The organism is Sphingobium sp. CR2-8 (assembly GCF_035818615.1).
Lineage (GTDB): Bacteria > Pseudomonadota > Alphaproteobacteria > Sphingomonadales > Sphingomonadaceae > Sphingobium.
The window spans coordinates 1,691,055-1,716,185 of record NZ_JAYKZY010000002.1 but is presented as its reverse complement, the minus strand read 5'-3'; the positions used below and the strand labels follow the sequence as shown (position 1 = coordinate 1,716,185).

The 25,131-nt window shown below is 65.0% G+C and carries 23 protein-coding genes; 11 read left to right on the top strand and 12 right to left on the bottom strand.

Going from position 1 to position 25,131, the window contains the following annotated elements; genetic code table 11:
- Positions 1-56: 56 nt before the first annotated feature.
- Genes U5A82_RS12320 through plsY form a run of 3 tightly spaced genes read right to left on the bottom strand, consistent with a single transcriptional unit; the run spans position 57 to position 2,435 of the window.
- Entirely contained in the window at positions 57-731 is a 675-nt protein-coding gene (locus tag U5A82_RS12320; RefSeq protein WP_326291162.1) for a glycerophosphoryl diester phosphodiesterase membrane domain-containing protein, read from the bottom strand.
- A 10-nt stretch (positions 732-741) separates the two neighbouring features.
- Positions 742-1,824 (bottom strand): DNA-processing protein DprA, encoded by a 1,083-nt coding sequence (dprA, locus tag U5A82_RS12315; protein ID WP_326291161.1) that lies wholly within the window; start codon positions 1,822-1,824, stop codon positions 742-744.
- On the bottom strand, positions 1,821-2,435 hold the full coding sequence (gene plsY / locus U5A82_RS12310; protein ID WP_326291160.1) for a glycerol-3-phosphate 1-O-acyltransferase PlsY: 615 nt from the start codon (positions 2,433-2,435) through the stop codon (positions 1,821-1,823). The genes dprA and plsY overlap by 4 nt, the downstream gene beginning before the upstream one ends.
- A gap of 180 nt (positions 2,436-2,615) precedes the next feature.
- Between plsY and murI the strand changes: the two genes are divergently transcribed.
- Positions 2,616-3,419: a glutamate racemase gene (gene murI, locus U5A82_RS12305; RefSeq protein ID WP_326291159.1), complete on the top strand. Its 804-nt coding sequence runs from the start codon at positions 2,616-2,618 to the stop codon at positions 3,417-3,419.
- Between the two features lie 178 nt (positions 3,420-3,597).
- The gene (gene hemA, locus U5A82_RS12300; RefSeq protein ID WP_326291158.1) at positions 3,598-4,824 is read left to right on the top strand and encodes a 5-aminolevulinate synthase; all 1,227 of its coding nucleotides are present in this window, start codon (positions 3,598-3,600) and stop codon (positions 4,822-4,824) included.
- A 185-nt stretch (positions 4,825-5,009) separates the two neighbouring features.
- On the opposite strand, the gene U5A82_RS12295 is transcribed toward hemA, so the two are convergent.
- Both U5A82_RS12295 and U5A82_RS12290 read right to left on the bottom strand, forming a co-directional pair.
- Complete coding sequence (locus tag U5A82_RS12295; RefSeq protein WP_326291157.1) at positions 5,010-5,654, bottom strand: class I SAM-dependent methyltransferase; 645 nt, start codon at positions 5,652-5,654, stop codon at positions 5,010-5,012.
- Complete coding sequence (locus tag U5A82_RS12290; protein WP_326291156.1) at positions 5,651-6,883, bottom strand: BtaA family protein; 1,233 nt, start codon at positions 6,881-6,883, stop codon at positions 5,651-5,653. Before U5A82_RS12290 ends, U5A82_RS12295 begins: the two co-directional genes overlap by 4 nt.
- A gap of 131 nt (positions 6,884-7,014) precedes the next feature.
- On the opposite strand from U5A82_RS12290, the gene U5A82_RS12285 reads away from it, so the two are divergent.
- The 6 genes from U5A82_RS12285 to U5A82_RS12260 all read left to right on the top strand — a co-directional run bounded on the left by U5A82_RS12285 (position 7,015) and on the right by U5A82_RS12260 (position 14,033).
- Positions 7,015-8,007, top strand: coding sequence for a ligase-associated DNA damage response exonuclease (locus U5A82_RS12285; RefSeq protein WP_326291155.1), 993 nt, complete (start codon positions 7,015-7,017; stop codon positions 8,005-8,007).
- A 94-nt stretch (positions 8,008-8,101) separates the two neighbouring features.
- Complete coding sequence (locus U5A82_RS12280) at positions 8,102-9,700, top strand: cisplatin damage response ATP-dependent DNA ligase (protein WP_326291154.1); 1,599 nt, start codon at positions 8,102-8,104, stop codon at positions 9,698-9,700.
- 28 nt (positions 9,701-9,728) lie between these two features.
- Positions 9,729-10,076 (top strand): GFA family protein, encoded by a 348-nt coding sequence (locus U5A82_RS12275; RefSeq protein WP_326291153.1) that lies wholly within the window; start codon positions 9,729-9,731, stop codon positions 10,074-10,076.
- A gap of 81 nt (positions 10,077-10,157) precedes the next feature.
- Positions 10,158-11,378: a saccharopine dehydrogenase family protein gene (locus tag U5A82_RS12270; protein WP_326291152.1), complete on the top strand. Its 1,221-nt coding sequence runs from the start codon at positions 10,158-10,160 to the stop codon at positions 11,376-11,378.
- 134 nt (positions 11,379-11,512) lie between these two features.
- On the top strand, positions 11,513-12,685 hold the full coding sequence (locus U5A82_RS12265; RefSeq protein WP_326291151.1) for a carboxynorspermidine decarboxylase: 1,173 nt from the start codon (positions 11,513-11,515) through the stop codon (positions 12,683-12,685).
- A gap of 148 nt (positions 12,686-12,833) precedes the next feature.
- Positions 12,834-14,033: a type III PLP-dependent enzyme gene (locus tag U5A82_RS12260; protein WP_326291150.1), complete on the top strand. Its 1,200-nt coding sequence runs from the start codon at positions 12,834-12,836 to the stop codon at positions 14,031-14,033.
- Between the two features lie 69 nt (positions 14,034-14,102).
- Here U5A82_RS12260 and U5A82_RS12255 read toward each other — a convergent pair whose 3' ends face one another.
- Genes U5A82_RS12255 through U5A82_RS12225 form a run of 7 tightly spaced genes read right to left on the bottom strand, consistent with a single transcriptional unit; the run spans position 14,103 to position 21,957 of the window.
- Entirely contained in the window at positions 14,103-15,308 is a 1,206-nt protein-coding gene (locus U5A82_RS12255) for a class I SAM-dependent RNA methyltransferase (protein ID WP_326291149.1), read from the bottom strand.
- Entirely contained in the window at positions 15,305-16,681 is a 1,377-nt protein-coding gene (locus tag U5A82_RS12250) for an NAD(P)H-hydrate dehydratase (protein ID WP_326291148.1), read from the bottom strand. Before U5A82_RS12250 ends, U5A82_RS12255 begins: the two co-directional genes overlap by 4 nt.
- A complete protein-coding gene (locus tag U5A82_RS12245) occupies positions 16,678-17,055 on the bottom strand; it encodes a hypothetical protein (RefSeq protein WP_326291147.1) in 378 nt (125 codons plus the stop codon). Before U5A82_RS12245 ends, U5A82_RS12250 begins: the two co-directional genes overlap by 4 nt.
- Positions 17,052-17,768 carry an N-formylglutamate amidohydrolase gene (locus U5A82_RS12240; protein ID WP_326291146.1) on the bottom strand — a complete coding sequence of 239 codons (717 nt, stop codon included), beginning with the start codon at positions 17,766-17,768 and terminating at the stop codon, positions 17,052-17,054. Before U5A82_RS12240 ends, U5A82_RS12245 begins: the two co-directional genes overlap by 4 nt.
- Positions 17,765-18,664: a 4-(cytidine 5'-diphospho)-2-C-methyl-D-erythritol kinase gene (locus U5A82_RS12235; RefSeq protein WP_326291145.1), complete on the bottom strand. Its 900-nt coding sequence runs from the start codon at positions 18,662-18,664 to the stop codon at positions 17,765-17,767. The genes U5A82_RS12240 and U5A82_RS12235 overlap by 4 nt, the downstream gene beginning before the upstream one ends.
- Entirely contained in the window at positions 18,651-20,285 is a 1,635-nt protein-coding gene (locus U5A82_RS12230) for a tetratricopeptide repeat protein (protein ID WP_326292924.1), read from the bottom strand. Before U5A82_RS12230 ends, U5A82_RS12235 begins: the two co-directional genes overlap by 14 nt.
- A 19-nt stretch (positions 20,286-20,304) precedes the next feature.
- Positions 20,305-21,957, bottom strand: a complete 1,653-nt coding sequence (locus U5A82_RS12225) for an electron transfer flavoprotein-ubiquinone oxidoreductase (protein WP_326291144.1) — start codon at positions 21,955-21,957, stop codon at positions 20,305-20,307.
- Between the two features lie 131 nt (positions 21,958-22,088).
- Between U5A82_RS12225 and U5A82_RS12220 the strand changes: the two genes are divergently transcribed.
- The 3 genes from U5A82_RS12220 to moaB are packed head-to-tail and all read left to right on the top strand — an operon-like array spanning position 22,089 to position 25,116.
- Positions 22,089-22,814 carry a uracil-DNA glycosylase family protein gene (locus U5A82_RS12220; protein ID WP_442802210.1) on the top strand — a complete coding sequence of 242 codons (726 nt, stop codon included), beginning with the start codon at positions 22,089-22,091 and terminating at the stop codon, positions 22,812-22,814.
- A complete protein-coding gene (locus U5A82_RS12215) occupies positions 22,811-24,589 on the top strand; it encodes a lytic transglycosylase domain-containing protein (protein WP_326291142.1) in 1,779 nt (592 codons plus the stop codon). Before U5A82_RS12220 ends, U5A82_RS12215 begins: the two co-directional genes overlap by 4 nt.
- Positions 24,589-25,116, top strand: coding sequence for a molybdenum cofactor biosynthesis protein B (gene moaB / locus U5A82_RS12210; protein ID WP_326291141.1), 528 nt, complete (start codon positions 24,589-24,591; stop codon positions 25,114-25,116). Before U5A82_RS12215 ends, moaB begins: the two co-directional genes overlap by 1 nt.
- The last annotated feature ends 15 nt before the right edge of the window (positions 25,117-25,131 follow it).

Below are 25,131 nucleotides of genomic sequence, written 5' to 3'. Positions count from 1 at the left end.
CGGCGAAGTCGCTATCGCGTCAAGCGCCGCCATATGCCAGTCTTTCCCGCTCCATTTCAGGCGAAAATCTCCGCCAGCGACCGCCCGCTTTCATCCTCCCGCGACAAGGTGAGATAGGCCTCGGTCCAACATACCGAACTCAGGATCGATGCACCGCCCGCCGCCAGGTTGACCAATATGTTGAAGAGGAGCGAGTCCAGACTCGCTTCTCCAGCAAAGGCGGCGGACAGGCCGCCGATCGCCACCATCACGATCAGGAACGGCACCCAGATCAGCAGGCCGAGGCCCAATATCCGCCAGCGATTGCCCTGCGTCAGCACGCTGCTGCGCCGCATGGCCTCCGTGATGCCCAGATTTTCGCGCAACAGCGCGGGCAGTCCCACCGCCCAGCGAACGAACAGCAGCACGCCCGGCACGATGAGCAGCACGAACCCCAGCGCCATAGCGAGGCCGGAGACCAGGCTGAAACCGAAGGCCGCGCCGAAGCGGGGCGATATCTCGACCGCGCCCAGTCGCGTCCGTAGCGTATGATAGACCGCCAGCACCGAAAGGAAGAAGAGGGCGATATTGCTCGCCATGTTTCCGGCCTGCGGAAGATAGGTGTCCGTCAGGCCGCCCAGCACTCCGATCACGACCGCAAACCCGCCATAGCGGGCGATGTCCCGACCGATATCGCCCAGGGCCGCGGAAAAAATGCCGCCGATCTCGATCCGTCTTGCCGTTTCGTTCATGATGCTTCGCTCATATCAGTGACACCTTACCCCCTGAATGCCGGTCCGTCCGTCCGGCCAGCTCCAGTTCCAGCAATATCGTCTGCACCACGGCGGGCGACAGGCCCGACAGCCGGATCAGTTCGTCGATCGGCACCGCCACCGGCCCCAGCAGGGCGATCACCGCCTCCCGCTCCTGCGCGGCGACGTCGCTCGACACCGGTTCGCCGACGAACCCGAAGCTGCCCTGCCGCACCATACGCGGATCGATGCTACCCACCGCCTCCAGCACGTCGGCGGCGTTCTGGATCAGGATCGCGCCCTCGCGGATAAGCTGGTTGCACCCCTGCGCGCGCGGATCGATCGGCGATCCCGGCACCGCCATGACCTCCCGCCCCGCCTCGCCCGCCAGCCGCGCGGTAATCAGCGAACCGGATCGCGGCGCGGCCTCCACCACCACCGTGCCGACGCTCAGACCCGCAATGATGCGATTGCGCGCGGGGAAATGCCGCGCCAGCGGCTGGGTGCCGGGCGGATGCTCCGTGACCAGTAGCCCTTCGCCCGCAATCTGTTCCTGCAAGGCCGCATTGTCCGGCGGGAAAGCGACGTCGATCCCGCTCGCGATCACGGCGATCGTCCCGCTGGCGATCGACCCGCGATGCGCCTCGGTATCGATGCCGCGCGCCAGCCCAGACACGACCACCGCGCCGCGTTGTCCCAGATCCTGCGCCAGGCTGCGCGCAAAGCGACAGGCGGCGGCGGACGCATTGCGCGCACCGACCATCGCGATGCACTGCCCGCCTGCCAAAGCTAAGTCGCCGCGCAGGATCAACGCGGGCGGCGCGCCGTTGAACTGGTCCAGCAGCGCGGGATAATCGGCATCGCCCATCAGCAGATAGCGCGCGCCTAATGCCCGGCTCTGCGCGATCTCCTTCTCCACCGCGCTCGCATCCGCCACGCGCGCCTTGCCGCCGCCGCGCGCGGCAAGATCGGGAATGGCGCGCAACGCTTCGCCAGCGGTCCCGAACCGCGCGAGCAATTGCCGATAGCTGACCGGACCGATCCGGGGAGAGCGGATGAGCCGCAGGCGATCGAACCGCTCCCGCTCGCTCATTCGGCGGAAGGCTCGGTCTTGGATCTGCCGATCTTCGGTTCTTCGCCCTTCGTCAACCGCGCGATATTGGAGCGATGCCGCCACAACACGATCAGCGCCAGCGCCAGGGCGACGGGCACCAGGTCGATCCGGCCGAAGGCGCCCATGGCGATCGGCGCGCTGACCGCCGCCGTCATGCCGCCGACCGACGACCAGCGCGTGCCGAACAAGGCCGTCAGCCACACCGCTGCAAATATGCACCCGGCAGGCCAGAACATCGCCGTCACCACGCCCATCATCGTCGCCACGCCCTTGCCCCCGGCAAAGCGCAGCCAGACGGGATAGCAATGGCCGATAAACGCCATCGCACCCGCCATCGGCCCACCGCCATCGACCAGGGCCGCGCCGATCAGCACCGCCGCAGCGCCCTTCAGCAAGTCCAGCAGCAAGGTCGCCGCCGCCAGCCCCTTGCGCCCGGTGCGCAGCACGTTGGTCGCGCCGATGCTGCCCGATCCGATCTGTCGCAAATCGCCCGCGTTGGTCAGCCGGGTCAGGATCAGGCCAAAGGGGATGGAGCCGAGCAGATAGCCCAGCAGCAGGACAAAGACAGGAAGAAGCCAGGGAGGTGTCATATTATTCGCCGATAAGGGGTGTGCGCGACCATAGAGTGACAGTCGTCAAGGGCAAGACCCGCCGTCGCCCTTTCTTAGCGACCCCGCACCACAGCGCCGACCGTCTTTCCGCCCGCTGCCGCGTCCCGTTTCACGATGCTCCCCGTTGACAGCGTCCCGCCATGCCGCGACACAGCTGCCATGAAGGTCGCGCCCGATGCTCCCATCCTCTTCTTCGATTCCGGCGTCGGGGGCCTTTCCATACTCGCCCCTGCGCGGGCCGCTTTGCCCACAGCGCCAGTCGTCTATGCCGCCGACAGCGCTGGCTTTCCCTATGGCACGAAGAGCGAGGCGGAAATCGCCGCACGTGTCCCCGCGCTGCTGGGCCGCCTGGTCGAACGCTATCGCCCGCGCCTAGCCGTCATCGCCTGCAACACCGCCTCGACCATCGCGCTTGCAGCGGTGCGCACGGCGCTCGACATCCCGGTAGTCGGCACCGTCCCGGCGATCAAGCCCGCCGCCCTCCTCTCCAAAAGCCGGGTCTTCGGCGTCCTTGGCACCGACGCCACGGTGCGCCAGCCCTATGTCGACCGCCTCGCGGCCGAACATGGCGCGGACTGCACCGTGCTGCGCCACGGGTCTGCCGCGCTGGTTCAGCTGGCCGAGGCCAAGCTGCGCGGCGATCCGCTCGATCCCGCCATCGCCCGCAGCGCGCTAGCTGGCCTGCTCGATCAGCCGGGGGGCGACGCCATGGACATGGTCGTCCTCGCCTGCACCCATTTCCCCTTGGTGGAGCAAGAACTGGCGGCCGTCGCGCCGCGTCCGATGGGCTTCGTCCATGGCGGAGAGGGGATCGCGCGCCGTATCCAATATCTGACGGAAGGGCAGGCCTGGCCCGACGCGCCATCGCCCGGCCTTGCCATATTCACCCGCGTCGATGCGAAGGTAGAGGCGCTGCGTCCGGCCTTAGCCGACTATGGCCTGCAAGAGATTGTTGGGCTGTGAAGGGGTAGGCCATTTGTCCAATGGTCAATGCGATCGATCAGAGTGATAGGCGTTTCTCCCCGGCGTTGCGAACGGTTATCGCTGGTAATGGCGCGGCTGCGCGGTTAAACGCGGCTTCGGGCAAGAGGATGGCGCAGCGATAGAGAATAAGCGCGCGACGGAAACGGGAAGAAGCCTAGTGAACTACAAGCACATCTTTTCGCAGGCGATCGACCGGCTTCACGAAGAAGGCCGCTATCGCGTGTTCATCGATATCCTGCGCAATCGCGGCTCCTATCCCAATGCCCGCTGCTTTCACGGCCATAACGGGCCGAAGCCCATCACCGTCTGGTGCTCCAACGACTATCTCGCCATGGGTCAGCATCCCAAGGTCGTCGCCGCGATGGAAGAGGCGCTGCACGATGTCGGCGCAGGCTCCGGCGGCACGCGCAATATCGGTGGCAACACCCATTATCATATAGATCTGGAAGGCGAACTGGCCGACCTGCATGGCAAGGAAGCGGCCCTGCTCTTCACCTCGGGCTATGTCTCGAACGAAGCGACGCTGTCCACCCTTGCCAAGCTGCTGCCCGGCTGCATCGTCTTTTCCGACGAGCTGAACCACGCCTCCATGATTGCGGGCATCCGCAATTCGGGCTGCGAAAAGCGTGTCTTCCGTCATAACGACGTCGATCACCTGCGCGAACTGCTCGCTGCCGAAGATCCCGAAGCACCCAAGCTGATCGCCTTCGAAAGCGTCTATTCGATGGACGGCGACGTCGCGCCGATCGCGGACATTTGCGACCTGGCGGACGAATATAACGCGCTCACCTATCTGGACGAAGTGCATGCCGTGGGCATGTATGGCGCGCGGGGCGGCGGCATTTCGGAACGCGACGATGTTGCGGGCCGCCTGACCATCATTGAAGGCACGCTGGGCAAGGCGTTCGGCGTGATGGGCGGCTATATCGCGGCCGACCAGATGATCGTCGACGTGATCCGCAGCTATGCGCCCGGCTTCATCTTCACCACCTCGCTGTCGCCGGTGCTGGTTGCGGGCGTTTTGGCCAGCGTCCGGCACCTCAAAGGCTCCAGCGAGGAACGCGAAGGCCAGCAGGCCTCCGCCGCCAAGCTCAAGGCGCTGATGGCCGAAGCAGGCCTGCCGGTCATGCCGTCGGTCACGCACATCGTTCCGCTGATGGTCGGCGACCCGGTCAAGGCCAAGCGGATCAGCGACATATTGCTCGCCGAATATGGCGCCTATGTGCAGCCGATCAACTATCCGACCGTCCCCCGCGGCACCGAACGCCTGCGCTTCACCCCCGGCCCCGCCCATAACGAAGAGATGATGCGCGACTTGGTGTCGGCGTTGGCGGAAATCTGGGATCGGTTGGAACTCGAAAAGACGGCGCGGCAGGCGGCGTAGAATGATTGGGTGAGGGATACGCAGCGCTGTCCTACGGTCGTGTGTCGCACTAGGTTATAGACGCTCTTTCCCATCGTCAGCTTCGGCGCCACAGCGTCATAAAATTTCCCACATTCGTTTTGAAATTTCAGAATCTATGGGAAATGTGTGAAGTTAAGAGGCAACGTCCCAACACATCGCCTTTTTCAAACCCGGATCAACCCACCCCGCACCGCATAGCCCCGATATAGCGTCCGACTATGCGAAAAGCCGCCGGTGTCCTGCGCCAGCCGCGCGATCGCCGTCGCCAACTCCCGGCGCGGCGACACGTGGAAGCGACCGAGCCATCCGAACAGCGCCCGCTTCCACAACGATGGCAGCCGATCCTGCTGGCCAAAGTCCACAATCTCCAGCTTGCCGCCCGGCGCCACGCAGCGCGCCGCCTGCGCCAGCGCCATTTCCCATTCCGGGATCATCGACAGGGCGTAGCTGATGAACACCCGCTCGAACCGCTCACGCCCGAACAGCGCTCCGGCGTCGAACCCGCAGGCATCCCCTTGCACCAGCGTCACCCGATCACCCAGCCCCACCTTGGCCACCGACGCCCAGGCCGTCTCCAGCATCGCCTCGCTGATATCGACGCCATAGAGCCGCGCCTTGGGCCAGACCTTCCCGACCGCGATCAGGTTGCGCCCAGTGCCGCAACCGATCTCCAGAACCCCGCCGCCGACCGGCGGATCGAGGTCTGCGATTAGCCCGTCGCGACCCAGTAGATAATATTTGCGGGTCAGGTCATAGATATGCCGTTGATAGCGATAGACCCCATCCATCAACTGGCGATGGCCGCTCACGGCCGATCCCTCAACACATAGAGGTGGACGCCGCCATAGATGGCCGACCGATCGCGCGCCGTATAATCCAGCGACGCCTCCGCCCGATAGTCCCAGCGATCCAGCACGGCGTCGGCGATGCGGCCCGGCAAGATGCTCGGTTCGCCCGCCGTGCGGAACAGCACCCGCGCGCCCGGCTTCGCCGTCCGCGTAATCTGTGCCCACAGCGCGTTCAACTGATCGTCGTCCATCCAGTCCTGCGCATCGAGCAGGACATAGCGGTCGCACGACGCATCCCCCTGGGCAGCGAGAAAGTCGGTGAAATTGACATGCCGTACATCCACACGATCGGCCCGCGCGCGCACTGCGTCATGGTTCGCCGCCTGCAGATAAGGCGGCAACGGCCCTTCGATCTGGCCGTCTCCGGCTGCATAGCCGCGTCCGAACGCCTGCACCGCGAAATAATTGTCTTTCAGGTCGAAGTCGCAGGCCAGCTTTTCCAGCCGCGCCTTGAGCACACTGTCCATCCGCTCGTCACCCGCCAGCGCCTCGAACTGGGCGGGCGGAATGCCCAGGCCGAACAGCGAGGCGGGCTGGCTGGTCAGCCAGCGCACGAACCCCTTGTCGAAGATCGGCGCAAGTTCCCGCTCGAAAATCTCGCGTTGTTCCTCGCGGCTTTGCGCGTCCAGCATCCGCTTGGGATTCACGCCATGCAGCCGCGCCAGCAGATGCGCCGCACCGATGAAGCGACCGAGCAGCCCATGCTTGTAGATGCCTCGCGCGAAGCCCCCGATGCGCCGCCGCCCGATCAGGTCGCGCCCCTCCCAATAACGCCGCGTCGCCTCGTCCAGATGCGGCGCGACGATGCTGCGATAGGCCGCGATATTCCGCTTGTCGTCCGCTTGGGCAAAGAAGCGGTGAAAGGCCGCATGGTCGGGCAGTGTCCGCGCTGCCGCCAGCTTCAGCCGGTTGAGCGCGATATGCGCGGTGTTGAGGTCGACCGCCGTAATCTTTGCCGGATCGGCCGTCAGATAGGACAGGACGTTGCAGCCGCCCGATGCGATCGTCACCACATGACAGTCGGACGTGATCGCCAGCGCTTCCATGTCCACCGCCGGGTCTTCCCATATCTGGGCATAGACCAGGCCGCGAAAGGCGAAGGTGAAGGCCCGCTCCAACAGCCCCTGTTTGGACAGATGCCGGTGCCGATGCACCGCGTTGGTGACTTTGTCATGCGCCGTCGCTGTCATGTCCGCACTCCTCGCTGCCGGGTGGTCATCGCGCCATTAGGGCAGTGGCGTGTCGGCTGCATGACGCGGGCATGACGCCGCGATGACTCGCCCTTGCGGAACCCGGACGGCCCATCCCATCTTCTGCACCTATGACCCATTGGATCGAACCACACCCCACCGGCATCTATGTCCGCCCCGCCGATGCCTGGATCGATCCGTCGCTGCCGCAGGAACGGGCGCTGGTGACCCATGGCCATGCCGATCACGCGCGCGGCGGGCACGGCCATGTCTGGGCGACGCGCGAAACGCTGGCGATCATGGCGCTGCGCTATGGCACGGCCAGCGGCACAGCCGTCGACTATGGCGACGAGGTGCGGATGGGCGGCGTCACCATCCGCTACGTGCCTGCCGGTCATGTGCTGGGATCGGCGCAGATCATCCTCGATCATGCTGGGGAGCGCGTGGTCGTGACCGGGGATTACAAGCGGCGTCCCGACCCGACCTGCCTGCCTTTCCAGCCCGTGCCTTGCGATATCTTCGTAACCGAAGCGACCTTCGGCCTCCCCGTCTTCCGCCATCCCGACACCGGCAGCGAGATGGACCGGCTGCTCGTCGCGCTCCACGCCAACCCCGATCGCTGCGTGCTGGTCGGCGCCTATGCGTTGGGCAAGGCGCAGCGGGTCATCTGCGAATTGCGCGCCCGGGGCCATCATGATCCCATTTACATCCATGGCGCGATGGAGCGGATGTGCGCCCTCTACCAGGAATTCGGCGTCGACATGGGCGAACTGCGCCCAGCGACCGGCGTTGCGGCCAAGGAAATGCGCGGCCACATAGTGATAGCGCCGCCGTCCGCGCTCAACGACCGCTGGAGCCGCCGCCTGCCCGATCCGATCACCGCCATGGCCTCCGGCTGGATGCGCGTGCGCCAGCGCGCCCGGCAGAAGAATGTCGAATTGCCGCTGGTCATATCCGACCATGCCGACTGGGACGAACTGACCGACACGATCCGCGAAGTCGCGCCGACCGAAACCTGGATCACCCATGGCCGCGAGGAAGCGCTGCTCCATTGGTGCATGACCCACCAGATTCGCGCCCGCGCCCTGGCCCTGGTCGGCCGCGAAGACGAGGATGAGGGATGAAAAGATTTCGCACCCCACATCCGTTCGGTTCGAGCTTGTCGAGAACCACTATGCGCGGGTTTTCGACACGCGCGAACCGAACGGGACGGATCGCATGAGGCAATTCTCCCAACTCCTCGACGGCCTGGTCTATACCCGCTCCCGCAACGGCAAGCTGGACCTGATCGCCGCCTATATGCGCGAAGCGCCGGACCCCGACCGAGGCTGGGCACTCGCCGCGCTGACCGGCAATCTGGATCTGAAGGCCGTCAAATCCTCTGCCATCGGCGAGATGATCCGCGCGCGCACCGATCCGATCCTCTACGAGATGAGCCGCGACTATGTCGGCGATCTCGCCGAAACCGTGGCCCTGCTCTGGCCCAAGCGCGAAGATCAACCCGCCGAACTGGACGACGGCTCGCTCAGCCTTTCGGCCGTGATTGACCGCCTCCATGGTGTCAGCCGGGCCGCCGCGCCCGATGCCCTGGCGCAGATGATGGACCATCTCGATTCGTCCGGCCGTTTCGCGCTTCTGAAACTCGCCACCGGCGGCCTGCGCGTCGGCATCTCCGCGCGCCTTGCCAAGACCGGCTTCGCGCTCGCCTTCGGCCTGGACGTCGATGATGTCGAGCAGGTCTGGCACGCCCTCGCGCCACCTTATACCGCGCTGTTCGATTGGGCGGAGGGTCGATCGGGTCGCCCCGATCCGGAAGGCACGCCCTATTTCCGTCCCTTCATGCTCGCCCACCCGCTGGAGGCGGATAGCGTGGACCTGACCGACTATGCCGCCGAATGGAAATGGGACGGCATCCGTATCCAGATCGTCGGCACAGGCAGCGAAACCCGCCTCTACAGCCGCGCGGGCGACGATATCAGTGGCAGCTTCCCGGAAATCGCGCAGGCCTTTACCGGCCACGCCGTGCTGGACGGCGAATTGCTGGTAAAGGGCGAGGTGCAGGGCGCGGCGGAACATGGTGGAGCCGCCGCCAGCTTCAATGCCCTGCAACAGCGTCTCGGCCGCAAGGCGGTCAGCGTCAAGATGATGGCCGACTATCCCGCCTTCGTCCGCCTCTACGATCTGTTGATCGAAGGCGACGACGATCTGCGCGCCCAGCCCTGGACCGATCGCCGCGCCCGCCTCGAATCCTATACGGCGCAGCTGCCGTCGGATCGGTTCGACCTGTCCGCGCTTATAGATGCCCCCGACTTCGACGCCTTGGCCGATATCCGCGCCGGTGCGCGCGATGCCGCGATCGAAGGCGTCATGCTCAAGCGTCGCGACAGCCCCTATGTCGCCGGACGCAAGGCGGCACTCTGGTACAAATGGAAGCGCGACCCGCTGACCGCCGACTGCGTCATGATGTACGCCCAGCGCGGCCATGGGAAACGCTCCTCCTTCTATTCCGACTATACGTTCGGTTGCTGGACGGAAGACGGCGAACTGCTGCCGGTGGGCAAAGCCTATAGCGGCTTCACGGACGAGGAACTGAAATGGCTCGACCGCTTCGTCCGGGGTAACACGCTCAATCGTTTCGGCCCCGTCCGCGAAGTGGAAAAGACGCTGGTGCTGGAAGTCGCGTTCGATTCCATCCACGACAGCAAGCGCCACAAATCCGGCCTCGCCATGCGCTTCCCCCGCATCGCGCGCATCCGCAAGGACAAGCCTGCGGCGGAAGCGGACACGGTCGAGGGCTTGAAGAAGCTGATAGCCTAGGGCAGCATGGTCGGGAGGAGATCATGCCATGGCCTATGAAGGAAGCTGCCATTGCGGCGCAGTGACGTTCAGCGTCTCAGCCGAACCGCCGACTGAAGGGATGACCTGCAACTGCTCCCACTGCAGCCGCAAGGGCCTCGTGCTGACCTTTGTCGCCGCGGATCAATTTACGATTGAAAGCGGCGAAGACCATCTCACCGATTACCTCTTCTACAAACATGCGATCACGCATCAATTCTGCAGCATCTGCGGCGCCCAAGCCTTCGCGCTTGGCAAGTCACCCGATGGAGAAATGCGCGCCATCAACCTGCGCTGCGTGCCGTCGATCGATATCGACGGGTTAGCCATACAGAAAGTGGACGGGGCCGGCTTCTGACACTGTGACTTTGCTCTGTCACGCGACGTCCCTATATGGGCGCTTTCGCGCGTCAGGCGCGGCACGGATATGGAGAAGCAATTGAGCAAGGTTCTGGTCATCGGCGCAGGCGGCGTCGGGTCTGTCGCGGTCCACAAGATGGCGATGAACCCCGATATTTTCAGCCATATCACGCTCGCCAGCCGCCGGATCGTCAGCTGCGAAAAGGTCGCCGAATTGGTAAAGGCGCGCACCGGTGTGACCATCGACGTGGCGCAGGTCGATGCTGACAATGTCGCAGAGACGATTGCGCTGATCGAAAAGGTCCAGCCCAAACTGGTCGTGAACCTGGCCCTGCCCTATCAGGATCTGGCGATCATGGACGCCTGCCTCGCTACGAAGACGGACTATCTCGACACCGCCAATTACGAACCTCGCGACACGCCCAAGTTCGAATATAGCTGGCAATGGGCCTATCAGGAACGGTTCAAGGAAGCGGGCATCATGGCGTTGCTGGGTTCTGGTTTCGACCCCGGCGTCACCAGCGTCTTTGCCAGCTATATCAAGAAGCATCTGCTCGACACCATCGACACGCTCGACATTCTCGACTGCAATGGCGGCGACCATGGCCAACATTTCGCCACCAACTTCAACCCGGAAATCAACATCCGCGAAGTGACCGCCCCGTCGCGTCACTGGGCCAATGGCGAATGGGTCGAAGGCCCGGCGCTCAGCCACAAGCAGCAGTTCGACTTCGATCAGGTGGGGCCGAAGAACATGTACCTCATGTATCATGAGGAACTGGAAAGCCTCGCTAAATTCTACCCCGAAATCAAGCGTATCCGCTTCTGGATGACGTTCGGCGACGCCTATCTCAAGCATCTCGAAGTGCTCCAGAATGTCGGCATGACCCGGATCGATCCGGTCATTTACAATGGGCAGGAAATCATTCCGCTCCAGTTCCTCAAAGCCGTGCTGCCTGAACCGTCGAGCCTGGGTTCCACCACCAAGGGCAAGACCAATATCGGCGACATCGCCACCGGCCAGAAGGATGGTCAGGAAAAGACCGTCTATGTCTATCAGGTCTGCGACCATGAGGATGCCTATGCCGAAACCGGCAATCAGGCCGTCAGCTACACCACCGGCGTCCCCGCGATGATCGGCGCGGCCATGATGCTGACCGGCGCGTGGAAGGCCCCAGAAGGCGAAGGCGGCGGCGTGTTCAACATCGAACAGTTCGATCCCGATCCGTTCATGGACATGCTGAACAAGCACGGCCTGCCCTGGCAGGTGAAGGAACTGGACGCGCCGCTGGCGTTCTAAGCCACCTTCACCGTACGAACATACGTCATCCCGGCCTTGAGCCGGGGTCCCGCTTCTTTTCCACCGTTATTTAAGGCAGCGGGACCCCGGGTCAGGCCCGGGGTGACGGTGGTGCATCAGGAGTGGAACGACCTATGGAAACCCGCGCCGGCGATCCCGCCGCCTTCGCCCGCTTCGACCTCTACCGCGTCCCCTCGCCCGCCTTCGTGGTGGATGAGGCCGCGGTGCGTCGCAACCTGTCCGTCCTGCGGGACATAGGCGATCGCGCGGGGATCAAGGTGCTTGGCGCGCTCAAGGCCTTTTCCATGTGGTCGCTCGGCCCCGTGCTGGGCGAATATCTCGACGGCGTCTGCGCATCGGGCATCTACGAGGCGCGTCTGGGGCGGGAAGAATATAAGGGCGAAGTCGCCACCTATTGCGCCGCCTACAAACCCGACGATCTGGCCGAAATCCTCAAGATTTCCGACCATGTCATCTTCAACAGCCCCGGCCAGATCGCGCGGCTCAAGCCCGTCATTGACGCGGCGCGCGCGGAGGGGCGCGTCTTCGACATCGGCCTGCGCCTCAATCCGCTCAACCCGGAAGGCGAGGTGCCCAAATACGACCCGTCTCAGCCGCACAGCCGCCTCGGTTTCCCGATCGACCAGCTGCGACCTGAGCATCTGGCGGGCGTTGACGGCCTCCACGTCCATAATCTGTGCGAACAGGATTTCCTGCCGCTCGAACGGACCTGGGCCGCGATCGAACCCCATGTCATGCCCCATGTCGGAAACCTCAAATGGCTCAACTTCGGCGGCGGCCATCATGTCACTCGCGCCGACTACCAGATCGATGACCTCATCGCCTTCCTCCAACGGATAAAGGCGCAGACAGGGTTGGAACTCTATATCGAACCGGGCGAAGCCATGGCGCTGGATGCAGGCATATTGATCGGCGAAATTCTCGACGTCATCGACAATGGCATGCCCGTCGCCATCACCGATATCAGCGCCACCTGCCACATGCCCGACGTGATCGAGGCGCCCTACCGCCCCGCCATGTTGCACGAGCCTGAGGATGGCCCGGTGACGCGCCTGGGTGGCCCCTCCTGCCTGGCGGGCGACATCATCGGCGACTATCGAATCCCCGGTGGCGCGGAACCCGGCGCCCGCATCGCGTTCCTCGACCAGGCCCATTATTCGATGGTGAAGACCAACACTTTCAACGGCGTGCCGCTTCCCGCGATCTGGCTCTGGAACTCGGAAACCGATCAACTCACGGAAATCAAATCCTTTTCCTACCAGGACTTCAAGGCTCGTCTCTCCTGACGCACGTTTCGTAGCAGGGCGCGCAACAAAATTTTCACACGCGCTTTACAGCAGGGACCCCTCCGCATATATCGACCGTCCGCTGCCCCATGGGACTTCCACCGCAAGGCAGCTTTTTCGCCCTGAACTACACTGGAGGTCCCTTGAATTGCACAAGCATCCTAGCGCGCTGGGGGTAGCAACCGCCCTCAAACCGGCAGCACCGGTAACGCTGATTCGTCCCGAAGCCGCTGCTCGGGCCGCCCGCTTCTTCGTTGAGAAGTTTCCGGGTCGCTCGCTCTATGCGGTCAAGGCGAACCCGTCGCCCGATCTGATCCGCACGCTATACGCATCGGGCATCACGCATTTCGACGTGGCCTCGATCGCGGAAGTGCGCCTGGTCGCGCAGACGCTGGCCGGTGAAGAAGGCGTCAAGCTGTGCTTCATGCACCCGGTCAAGGCCGAGGAAGCGATCGCGGAAGCGTATAACGTTCACGGTGTGCGCACCTTCTCGCTCGACACGATCGACGAGCTGGAAAAGATCATGCGCGCCACCAACGACGCGACCGATCTGGAATTGTGCGTTCGTCTGCGTGTATCGTCCGAACATTCGGAACTCTCCCTCGCGTCCAAATTCGGCGCGGAACTGGGCGAGACCCGCGAACTGCTGATGGCAACCCGTCAGGCTGCAGACGCACTGGGCATCTGTTTCCACGTCGGCAGCCAGGCGATGAGTTCCCAGGCCTATAGCGATGCGATCGAGCGCGTCCGCGCCGCGATCGTCGATGCGGCCGTCACGGTCGATATCATCGATGTCGGCGGCGGCTTTCCGTCCGTCTATCCGGGCATGGAACCGGTCGCGCTCGAAAATTATTTCGAGGCGATCCATCGCGGTTTCGAAAGCCTGCCGGTCAGCTATTCGTCGGAGCTGTGGTGCGAGCCGGGCCGGGCCTTGTCGGCTGAATATAGCTCGATCATCGTGCGCGTCGAACGCCGCCGGGGCACCGAACTCTACATCACCGATGGCGCTTATGGCGCGTTGTTCGATGCGGCGCATATCGGCTGGCGCTTCCCCGTCGCCCTGCTGCGCGAGGACGAGAGCGAGGAGGCATTGGAAGCCTTTTCCTTCTACGGCCCGACCTGCGACGACATGGACCATATGGTCGGTCCGTTCATGCTGCCTTCGGACGTGAATGTGGGCGACTATATCGAAATCGGGATGCTGGGCGCCTATGGCGCCGCCATGCGGACCGGCTTTAACGGCTTCACGTCGGAAGCGACGATCGAGGTGGAGGATGAGCCTATGGCCAGCCTCTACACCGAAGTTCTTCCCGTGCGCCGTCGCGCAAACGTCATCAAGCTGGGCTAAGCCTCACGCAGCTTTCCCCAGGAGAGGATTGCCATCCCTCGCTGCTTCCCCCGGCAGCGAGGGATTTTTTTATCGGCGGAAGATGCCGACCAGTTCGACATGGGTCGTCCACCGAAACTGTCCCACCGGCTTGACGTTGTCGAGCCGATAGCCCGCACCGACCAGATGCGCCGCATCCCGCGCGAAGCTGGCGGGATTGCACGACACATAGGCGATCAGCGGCACGGCGGACGCCGCCAGTTGCAACACCTGTTCCCGCGCGCCGGCACGCGGCGGATCGAGGATGACGGCGGCAAAGCGGTTCAATTCCTCGGGTGTCAGCGGCCGCCGGAACAGGTCGCGATGATCGGCCGCGAGCCGCCGCTGCGATCGTGCGCCCGCCTGCTTGAGCGAGAGGATGGCGTCCCGCGCCCCCTCCCCGGCATAGACCGGACGCCCGGCGCCCAGCGCCAGCCCAAAAGTGCCCAGCCCGGCAAAGAGATCGGCGATCGCGCCCGTCTCAGGCAATGCCTCGCGCACCGCCCCGACCAACGCCGCCTCGCCATCGGGCGTCGCCTGCAAAAAAGCGAAGGGCGGAAAGCCCACGGCCACGCCGCCAAAGCTGACGGTCACCGCTTCCGGCTCCCAGCGCGTCTGCTGCCCGTCGCCCTCGTCTATGGTCAGGCGCGCCAGTCGCTGCGCCCGCGCGAAATCGCCCAGCGCCTCGTCCGCTGCCAGCCCCTCGACCCGCACACCATCCAGCAACAGGTCGACGCCTTGGTCGGTCAGCGACAGCCGCACATGCGCCGCGCGCTTGTCCGGCAGGATCGTCGTCAACAAGTCCCGGAGCGGCGCCAGCAGCGCGAACAGGCGAGGGTCCAGCACCGCGCACATGTCGAGGTCGATCAACCTGTGGCTGCCCTCCTCGGCAAAGCCGATCGTGACGCGATTGCCCGCCCGCGCCGCGCGCAGCGATGCCCGTCGCCTGGTCATCGGCGGCGAAATATGTGGCGGCAGTACGGCCGCAGGCACCACGCCCTGCCCGGCCAAGGCCCCGACAACCCGCCCGGTCACGAAATCGGCGTAGCTTTCCTCGTCCAGTTGCTGGATCTGGCAGCCGCCGCAGGCCGGGAAATGCAGGCATGGCGGTTCGACATGATGGACACCGAAAGCGACACTTCCATCCGGTCGAATCCGGTCGCCCGGCGCGGTCAGGGGGAAGTGGCGGCCATCGGCGGTGACGCCGTCGCCCTTGGCCGCGATGCGGATGATGGTGTCTAAGTCGCTGTCTCTCACAATCGCGCGGCGATAGCCGCTGGCAGGGTGGTTAGCAAATCATCCGCGACAAAGGCCGCACCAGCCCGTCGCGCCGCATCGCCATGCAACCACACCGCTTCGCACGCCGCCCGGAACGGATCGCCCGTGACCGCCAGCCGTGCCGCGGCGATTCCGGCCAGCACGTCGCCGGTTCCCGCCGTCGACAGCCAGGACGACGCGCCCGTCGCCACAGCCACGCGGCCATCCGGCGCGGCGATCACGCTATCTGCGCCCTTATAGATGACCACGCTGCCCGATGCCCGAGCCGCCGCCAGCGCCCGATCGATCTTGCTGCCTGGCAGCGCGCCGAACAACCGTTGAAACTCCCCCTCGTGCGGCGTCACGATCGCGCCTTTGGGAAGAGTTCTCGCACTTGTCTCACCCAGCAACGTCAGCGCATCTGCGTCGAGCACCAGCGGATGCCCGGCATTCAGCGCGGCGCTCAGCCGCGCCCGCGCCGTCGTGCTTCGTCCCAGCCCCGGCCCGACAAGCAAGGCCCCGATCCGTGGATCGGAGAAGCTGTCGCCGCCATGCTGCTGCCGAACGATCGCATGGGGTGACAGGGGCCGAACATCGTCCGTCACCAGCCGCACCATGCCCGCGCCGGCATGCGCAGCCGCTGCCGCCGCCAGCATCGCCGCGCCGGACATCTCGCCCCCGACCACCGTCACCAGCCCGCGCGTATATTTATGCGCGTCAACCGAGGGTGCGGATAATATCGGCGCGTCCAGTCGATGCACCTGGCTTGGCAGGTCGATCCCGATATCCGCCAGCACCAAACGCCCCATATGCGCCGCCGCAGGATAGAGAAGATGGGCAGGCTTATAGGCACCCAGTGCGATGCACGTGCCAAAGCGCGGTAGGGCCGACAACAGCGCGCCGCTGTCGCTATCTACCCCGCTCGGCACGTCGACGGCGTGACTGATCGTGGCCGTATTCGCCAGATAGCATAGTCGCGCCACCATCGCATCGTCCAGACCGCGGGTCAGTCCGATGCCGAACAGCGCATCGATCAACTGGCTCGCCGGGTAGGCGGTCATCATATCGTCGACCGACCCGCCCCAGGCCGCCCGCGCGCGCAGCGCAGAAGCCGTCCGGCTTTCGCCTAATGCGGCGATCCGGACCGGCACCCCGCGCTCCCGCAAGCGGCGGGCGATCACATAGCCATCGCCGCCATTATTGCCCGGCCCGCACAGGACCAGGGCATCGCGCCGATGCCCCGCGCGCCAGATGATGTCGGCCGCCGCTGCGCTGGCGCGTTCCATCAGGTCGTAAGCGTCCGTACCCGCTGCGAAGGCCGCCTGCTCCGCCGCGCGCATCTGCGCAGCAGTCAGGATCGGCCCGCCGGTCATCGTCCCGCACCGCCAACTTGTGCTGGAAGCCGGTAGCGGTCATTGCCCGCCACCACCTCTATCCGCTTGTCGTCCAATATGTTGAGCTTCGCCGCCTCCGCGCCATCCGCCGCCTCCAGCCCGCGCCCGTCTTCCAGCACGGTAAAGCGCCGGAACCCACCATCGGGATGGCGAATCGTCAGCGTCTTTCCGGCCCGTTCGACCAGACAGTCGCGCGTCCATGCGCCCGAACCCGCAAGCGCGCATTCCACCTTGCCGTCATTACCCTGCGCATCACTGGCGGTCGCGCCTGACTGGTCCCGCGATAGCGAGGCATCCCCGCCACAGCCGGACAGCAGCATCACAGCGGCGAAAGCGATCCCCAAACGCATCATACCAATCTGCTCCTGCATTCCAGCACCACCGGTCCCAACAGCGATGCGAAGCGCGCCTGCCCTTGGGCGTCGCCCACCAGATCCTGCCGCATCTCCACGCCCAGATAGGGGATGCCATTGGCTTCGGCATGCCGGTTCATCGTCGCATTGAGCAATGTCCCGGCATAAGGCAGCTGATCGCCGACCTTCAGCCCTGCCGCTTCCAGCATGGGAATGGCGATGCGCGCGGCACGATCGTCCCGATTGTAAAGTATCCCGATATCCCACGGCCGCTGCTGCTCCGGATCGCTCGCCAATCGTGGCGTGAAGCTATGGACCGACAGGATGAAAGGCGACGTCATCCCATCCAGAAGGTGGGCAATCCGCCGATGATAGGGATGATGGAACCGTATCATCCGGTCGCTCAGGTCCGCGTCCCGGTTTCCCGCTATGGCATGACCGTCGCTCATGACCGGCAGCAGTCCGGCGGCGTCCTCTTCCCGGTTGAGATCGATCACCAGCCGCGACACGCCACCCAATATGGCCGTCGCGCCGAGTTGACCCGCCAGCAATCGGCTGACCTCCGCCACACCAATGTCGATCGCGATATGGTTGCGTAGCAGGCCGGGATCGATACCCAGGTCGATATCGTCGGGCACATGGGCGGAGGCGTGATCTGCGACGATCAGCAGGTCCAGGTCTCCGCCGTCGATCTGGCTATAGGCTTGCGTCATACGCTCCTGATCCGTGTTTCCATCGTCCACCAATCGGCACTGGCCCGCCGCACCGCCTGCGCCGCAGCAGCCAGCGCGGCGTCGTCACGAAACAGCGCGAAGCATGTCGCGCCTGATCCCGACATGCGCGCCAGCAACAGGCCGTCCTGCGCCTTCAGGACCGCCAGCACATCGCCGATAACCGGGGCCACCGCCAGCGCAGCGGCCTGGAGATCATTACGGCCATCTTCGCGCAACGCGGCAAAGCTGACGGCGTCGAGCGCACCGCGATCAATCCGGTCCCATCCCGCAAATACCCGCGCGGTGGACACGCCGACGCCGGGATTGACCAGCAGCATCGGCAATCCTTCCAGTCCCTCGACCACATGGCGCGTCAGCCTCTCGCCCCGGCCTCCGACCAATTGCGTCACGCTCGCGATGCAGGCCGGCACGTCCGATCCCAGGTCCAGCGCCAGTCCGGCCAGTTCCGCCGGATCGATCCGCACATCCCACAAGCGCACCAACAGGCGCAGCGTCGCTGCGGCATCCGCCGATCCCCCGCCGATGCCCGATGCGACCGGCAGCCGCTTGGTCAGCCGGATCGTCGCACCGCGCTGCTCGCCCAGATAGGCCTGCAAAGTGCGCGCGGCCCGCATCACCAGATTGTCGGTTCCGGCATCCAACGTCCCGCCGAACGGCCCGTCGATGGTCAGGTCGATCGCGCCGTCGTCCGTCGCCCACCCCTGCAATCCGTCGCCATGCTCTGCAAACACGAACAGGCTTTCCAGCGCATGATAGCCATCGTCGCGCCGCGCCCGCACATGCAGGGCGACATTGACCTTGGCGTAGGCGATCTCGGTCATCGCAGGCGGCGAACTATCGTCCGCGCTGCCCAGCGTCGGGTCAGGGTGCGGCATATTCGGGCGTCATCCCTATCTTGCGCTTGGCCGCCAGCCGTGCGGCCGCATCCCCTTCGGCAAAGACCGAGGCAGCGGCCCAGGCGTAGCGCGCTTCATAGCGCCGTCCCGCCGTCCAGAGCGCATCGCCCAGATGCTCGTTGATCGTGCTGTCGGTCGGCGCGCCCGCCGCCGCGCGCTCCAATACCGGCACTGCCGCATCGACATTGCCGGTCACGAACTGCGCCCATCCCAGCGAATCGGTGATGGACGCATCCTGCGGCTTCAACGCGCTCGCCTTCTTCAGCAATTCCAGCGCCGCCCCGACATTCTGCCGCCGCTCGATCTGCGCATAGCCGAGATAGTTGAGGATCGTCGGTTCGTTGGGCGCGATCGCCGCAGCGCGCTCCAGGACGGCGCGCGCCTCGTCCCACCTATTGCCCTGTTCCAGCGCGCTGCCTTCGAACAGCAGCAGCGTCCAAGGCATCTGGTCCACGGCATAGCCCGCCTGCGCCTGCCGAAAGGCCGCCGCCGCACCGTCGAAATCCTGTTTCTGCGCCAGCAGGCGGCCCAGCCGCACATGCCGTTCCGCCTCCGCACCCGGCTCGGCCGCCTGTGCGCGCGCCAGCATCAAAGCGCCGTCCAGATCGCCGGCCGCCGCCAGGGCATCGATCAATTCGGCTTGCGCCATCGCGCCATACCAGCCGTCGACCGACACTTTTCGCGCTTCGGTCGCGCCGCCCGCCGGATGCCCCTGCGTCGTCAGCAGATGCGCGGCGATGATATGCGGCTCCGCCCCGCCGGGATCGGCGAACGTCGCTATCCGCGCCAACCGCAATCCCAGCGGCGATACGTTGGTGTCGGCCGATACGTCCAATGCCAGTCGCGACAGCAGCCGGGCATAGCCCTGCGCCGGGGTCGTCGCAGCACCCCATGCCTTGAGCCTTTTGCCCTTTTCGATGTCAGCGCGCGCGCGTGCGAAGCTGGCGCTACCGACTGGCAGCAACATCAGCGCTTCGGCCTTGGCGCCCTGTGCGGCGAGTTGACCGGCGAAGGCCAGCCGCGGGGCCGCGCCGTCGCCACTGCGGATCGCCAGCGCCCGCCGGATCGCAGGCACCGCCGCCGCCAGATCGCGGCGCGCCAGCGCCTGCAATGCCGTATGTTCGTCAACATAGCGCAAGCCCAGCGACGCGAAGCGATCCTTGCCGTTGATCACCGGCGGCGCATATGTCTCCTCGCCCAGCGATATCCAACTGCGCACGAGCGGTCCGATAAAGGCGAAATTGCCCTCTTCCATCATGCGATCGGTCAAGCTGCGCGCCGCGACCCAGTCCTTAGCCGTCAAAGCTTCGCCTATCAGCAGCAGCGTCCCATCACGCGGCAACGCGCCCGCCGCGTCCAGCAGTATGGCCGACTGCCGCGTCAGCGACCGGTCTCCACTTTCCAGGGCCTGAACATAGGCGCGGCGCGCGATTTCCAACCGCGCCGGGTCTTGCTGCAAAGCCTCCCGATAGCTGGCCACCGCCTGGCCCAATGCGCCATCGCCATCCGCCATCCGCGCGCGGGCATAGGCGTGGAGCGGACCACTGGGGTCGACCGACGCCCCCGCCGGGGTCGGAAACACCACCGGGGCCGTCAGCATCAACAACAATGTCAAGCGCTTACATATTGGGATAATTCGGCCCTCCGCCGCCCTCGGGCACGACCCAGTTGATATTCTGGGTCGGGTCCTTGATGTCGCACGTCTTGCAATGGACGCAATTCTGCGCGTTGATCTGGAAGTGGGGCAGCCCCTCCTCCTGACCCACCACTTCATAGACGCCGGCGGGACAATAACGTTGCGCCGGCTCGTCATAAAGAGGCAGGTTGTAGCTGATCGGGATGGCCGGGTCCTTCAGTTGCAAATGAACCGGCTGGTCCTCCTCATGATTGGTGTTCGACAGGAACACCGACGACAAGCGGTCGAAGCTGACGACGCCATCGGGCTTGGGATAGGCGATCTTCGCGCAGGCGTCCTTATGCCAGATCTTTTCATTGTCCGGCTTGTGCTTCATCGTGAATGGCAGGCCGATCTTGAGCGTGCGCATCCACATGTCGATCCCGGCGAGCACCGTGCCGATCGTGCCGCCGAACTTCGACAGCAAAGGCTCGGCATTCTTGACCAGCTGCAACTCGGTCGCGATCCAGCTGCTGCGCAGGCGATCCTCATAATCGCTCAGCACATCGCGCGCGCGCTCATTCTGGATCGCCTCGAAGGCAGCCTCTGCCGCCAGCATGCCGGACTTCATCGCCGTGTGCGTACCCTTGATCCGGGGCACGTTCACGAAGCCTGCGCTGCATCCGATCAGCGCGCCGCCGGGGAAGACCAGCTTGGGAATCGACTGCCAGCCGCCCTCGTTGATCGCGCGCGCGCCATAGGACACGCGACGCCCGCCTTCCAAGAACTTGCGGATCTCCGGATGCTGCTTCCAGCGCTGGAACTCCTCGAACGGATAGAGATGCGGGTTGCGATAGCCCAGCCCCACCACGAATCCTAGCGCCACCTGCCCATTGGCCTGATGGTAAAGGAACCCGCCGCCATAGGCATCGGTCAGCGGCCAACCCTGCGAGTGGATCACCAGCCCCGGCTGATGCAAGGCGGGATCGATGTCCCACAATTCCTTCATGCCCAGGCCATAGACTTGCGGCTCAACGTCCGCATCCAGCGCGAACTGGCGTTTCAAAACCTTGGTCAGATGGCCGCGCGCGCCTTCCGCGAAAAAAGTATATTTGGCATGCAGCTCCAGGCCGGGCTGATAATCACCTTTATGCTCGCCATCCCGCGCGACGCCCATGTCGCCGGTCGCGACCCCCTTCACGCTGCCATCCTCATTGTAGAGGATTTCGGCGGCAGCGAAACCGGGGAAGATTTCGACGCCCAACCCTTCGGCCTGTTCCGCCAGCCAGCGGCACAGATTACCCAGCGACCCGGTATAGGTGCCCTTGTTGTGCATCCAGCCGGGCGTCAGGATATGGGGCATGGCGATCTTACCGGTCTTGGTCAGGAACCAATGCTGATTGTCGGTCACGGGCACATCGGCCAGATTACACCCCATGTCGCGCCATTCGGGCAGCAATTCGTCGAGCGCCTTGGGATCGATCACCGCACCGGACAGGATATGGGCGCCGATTTCCGAGCCCTTCTCCAGAACGCAGACGGCCAGTTCCTGGCCCGCCGCCTCTGCCTGCTGCTTGAGTTTGATCGCCGCCGACAGGCCGGCCGGTCCCCCGCCGACGATCACGACGTCGTACGGCATCGATTCCCGTTCGCTCATTCATCCCTCCATCCGGGCGACCGGCGGGCTGCACCCCGTTCTTCCGATCGCCGCATTACTCCAACCGTTTACCAGTCAAGGCGATGAAGCACCTTGACCCACTCGTCAACCTCTGGCCCTAACTGTTCATGATGCGGGGATTATTGCAGAATGATGCGGTGGCCGCCGACGCCTATCTGGCGTGGTGGCAACTGGCTGGCGTGGATTGCGCCATAGGCGAAACGCCTGTGAACTGGCTGCGCCCGGTCGCCGCACGGCCGTCGCCTTCGCCCGCTGCCGTCTCCGCCGCGCCTGTAATCGACAAGCCCCGAACACTCGAATCGTTCCTTGTCTGGTTGGCGGATGATCCTGCACAGCCTGAGCAGCGCTGGGCGGGTCCACGGATCGCGCCCACCGGCGGCGCGCAGGCTGCGCTGATGGTCGTGACCGACCTCCCCGATCCGGTCGATATGGGCGAAGGGCGTCTGCTGGCTGATCGCGCCGGATTGCTGTTCGACGCGATGTTGCGCGCCATCGGTCTCGATCGCGACGCCATCCACCTGGCGTCCCTGTTCACCGCCCGCCCGCCAGGTGGCATGGTCGAGGCATCGGATCTGGAAATCGCGGCCACCCGGATGCGAACCCATATTTCTCTGGCCCGGCCCCATCGCCTGTTGCTGCTCGGCGACAGGACGATCCGTGCGCTGATGTCGACGGATGGAGCGTCACTTCCTAATAGTTTACGCCAATTTAATCATGATGGCGGCACTGTGCCCGCTGTCGCCACATTTCATCCCCGGCTGCTGCTGACCCAGCCTGCAGCCAAGGCGGAATGCTGGCGCACCCTGCAAAGCCTGATCGAGGAAGCCCGTCCGTGATTCGCGCCGCGACCAAAATATCCCGCCTAGCCCTGATCGCATGGGGCATGTCCGCCGCCCTGCCCGCCCGCGCCGACACCGCTCCGACCCTTCCCACATGGACGACCGAAACATCCCCGTTGCAACTGAGCGACGGCGACAAGGCCCGATATCGCGCCATCTTCACCGCGATCCAGGCGCAGCAATGGAACGATGCGAAGGCGATGGTCGCCGCGCTCGATCCGCAGGACGCCGTCCGCCCGCTGGCCTTGTCCGAACTTTACCTGGCCAAGGGGTCGCCCCGCGTCGAACTGTTCGACCTACTCGACCTCATCAACAAGGCCGCCTGGCTGCCCAAGGCGGACCAGCTTTCCCGCCTGGCCCAGCGCCGTGGCGCAACCATCCTGCCCACGCTGCCGCAGATCCAGAAGATGGTGTGGCTGGGCGCGGCCCCCCGCCGCCAATATGTCGCCGCCACCAAGACGGACGTTCTGGCGCAGGCGCTGGCCGGGCAGATCCAGACCTATGTCAAGAATGACGATCCGATCGGCGCGGAAGCCTTGCTCGCCACCGGCGAGCCTGGCTTGACCCCCGAAGGCCTGACCGAAGTGCGCCAGCGCGTTGCCTGGGCCTATTATATCGAAAATGACGACACCAATGCCCGCCGCATGGCCGCGCGCGCGCTCGAAACCCGGACCGGTGGCGACTGGACGGTGCAGGCGCACTGGACGACCGGCCTGGCATCCTGGCGTCAAAATGATTGCCGCACCGCCGCGCCCGCTTTCGCCAATGTCGCTGCCTTCGCGTCGGACGCCGATATGCGCGCTGCCGGTGCCTATTGGGCGTCGCGCGCCTATATGGTCTGCGGCGAAGCGGAAAAGGTCGCCAATTATCTGAAGCAGGCGGCCCGTTCGGATGAGACATTCTACGGCCTGCTCGCCCGCGAATCGCTGGGCCTGCCGTTGGGTGGCGCGCCCGTCGGCAACCGCTTCGGCGCGCTCGAATGGCAGAAGCTGGCGGGCAGCCCCAATGCCCGCGCCGCCATCGCCCTGTCCGCGATCGGCGAAAGCGCGCGCGCCGACGAACTCATCCGTTACCAGGCGAAGATCGGCGGCAGCGACCAATATGACGCGCTGCTACGCCTAGCGGGAGCGCTCAACCTGCCCGCGACCCAGTTATGGCTGGCCCATAACGGTCCCGCCGGCAAGCAGCCCGACAGCTTCGCCCGCTTTCCGGCCCCCGACTGGCGCCCCGACGGCGGCTGGCGGGTCGATCCCTCGCTGATCTACGCCCATACGTTGCAGGAATCGGGCTTCCGATCCGACGTGGTCAGCAGCGCGGGCGCGCGCGGCCTGATGCAGGTCCGTCCCGGTACGGCGGGCGATGTCGGCCTGTCCAACGCGGCGCAACTCTTCGTACCGTCGACCAACATGGAATATGGGCAGCGCTATCTGGAAGCCCTGCGCGACATGAGCGCGACCGGCGGCCTGCTGCCCAAGGTGATGGCCGCCTATAATGCCGGGCCGCAGCCGGTGGATCGTTGGAACACCCAGGTCCACGACAAGGGCGATCCGCTGCTGTTCATGGAATCGCTGCCCTATTACGAAACCCGCGCCTATGTGAACATCGTCATGCGCAATTACTGGATGTACCAGATCCAGGCGAAGGGCAGCGCCGATTGCCTGACCGGCATGGCGCAGGGGCTGTGGCCGACCTTTCCCAATGCCAAGGGTGTCAAGCTGGTGCGCATCAGCAAGGCGGACGGTCGCGCCAGCATGGGCGGCGGCGCGGACTGATGCCGATCGACGACAGCCGGGCCTTCATCCCGGTTCGGATCGCCGTGCTGACCGTATCGGACACGCGCAGCCCGGCGGACGATCGTTCCGGCAATACGCTTGTCGAGCGACTGGAAGGCGTCGGCCATATCCTGGCGGCCCGCAACATCGAACGCGACGACACATCCGCCATCGTCGCGCGCCTCCATGCCTGGATCGAAGATCCGCAGATCGACGTGATCCTGACGACCGGCGGCACCGGCGTCACCGGGCGGGACGTCACGCCCGAAGCGATCGCGCAGGTGCAGGACAAAGAGATCCCGGGGTTCGGCGAACTGTTCCGTTGGCTCAGCTACCAGAGCATCGGCACCTCGACCATCCAGTCCCGCGCCACCGCCTGCGTCGCGCGCGGCACCTATATTTTTGCGCTGCCCGGCTCCACTGGCGCGGTGAAGGACGCATGGGACGGCATCCTCGTCACGCAGCTCGACAGCCGTTTCCGCCCCTGTAATTTCGTCGAACTGATGCCACGCCTGACAGAACGCTAGCCTGACCGCATTGAC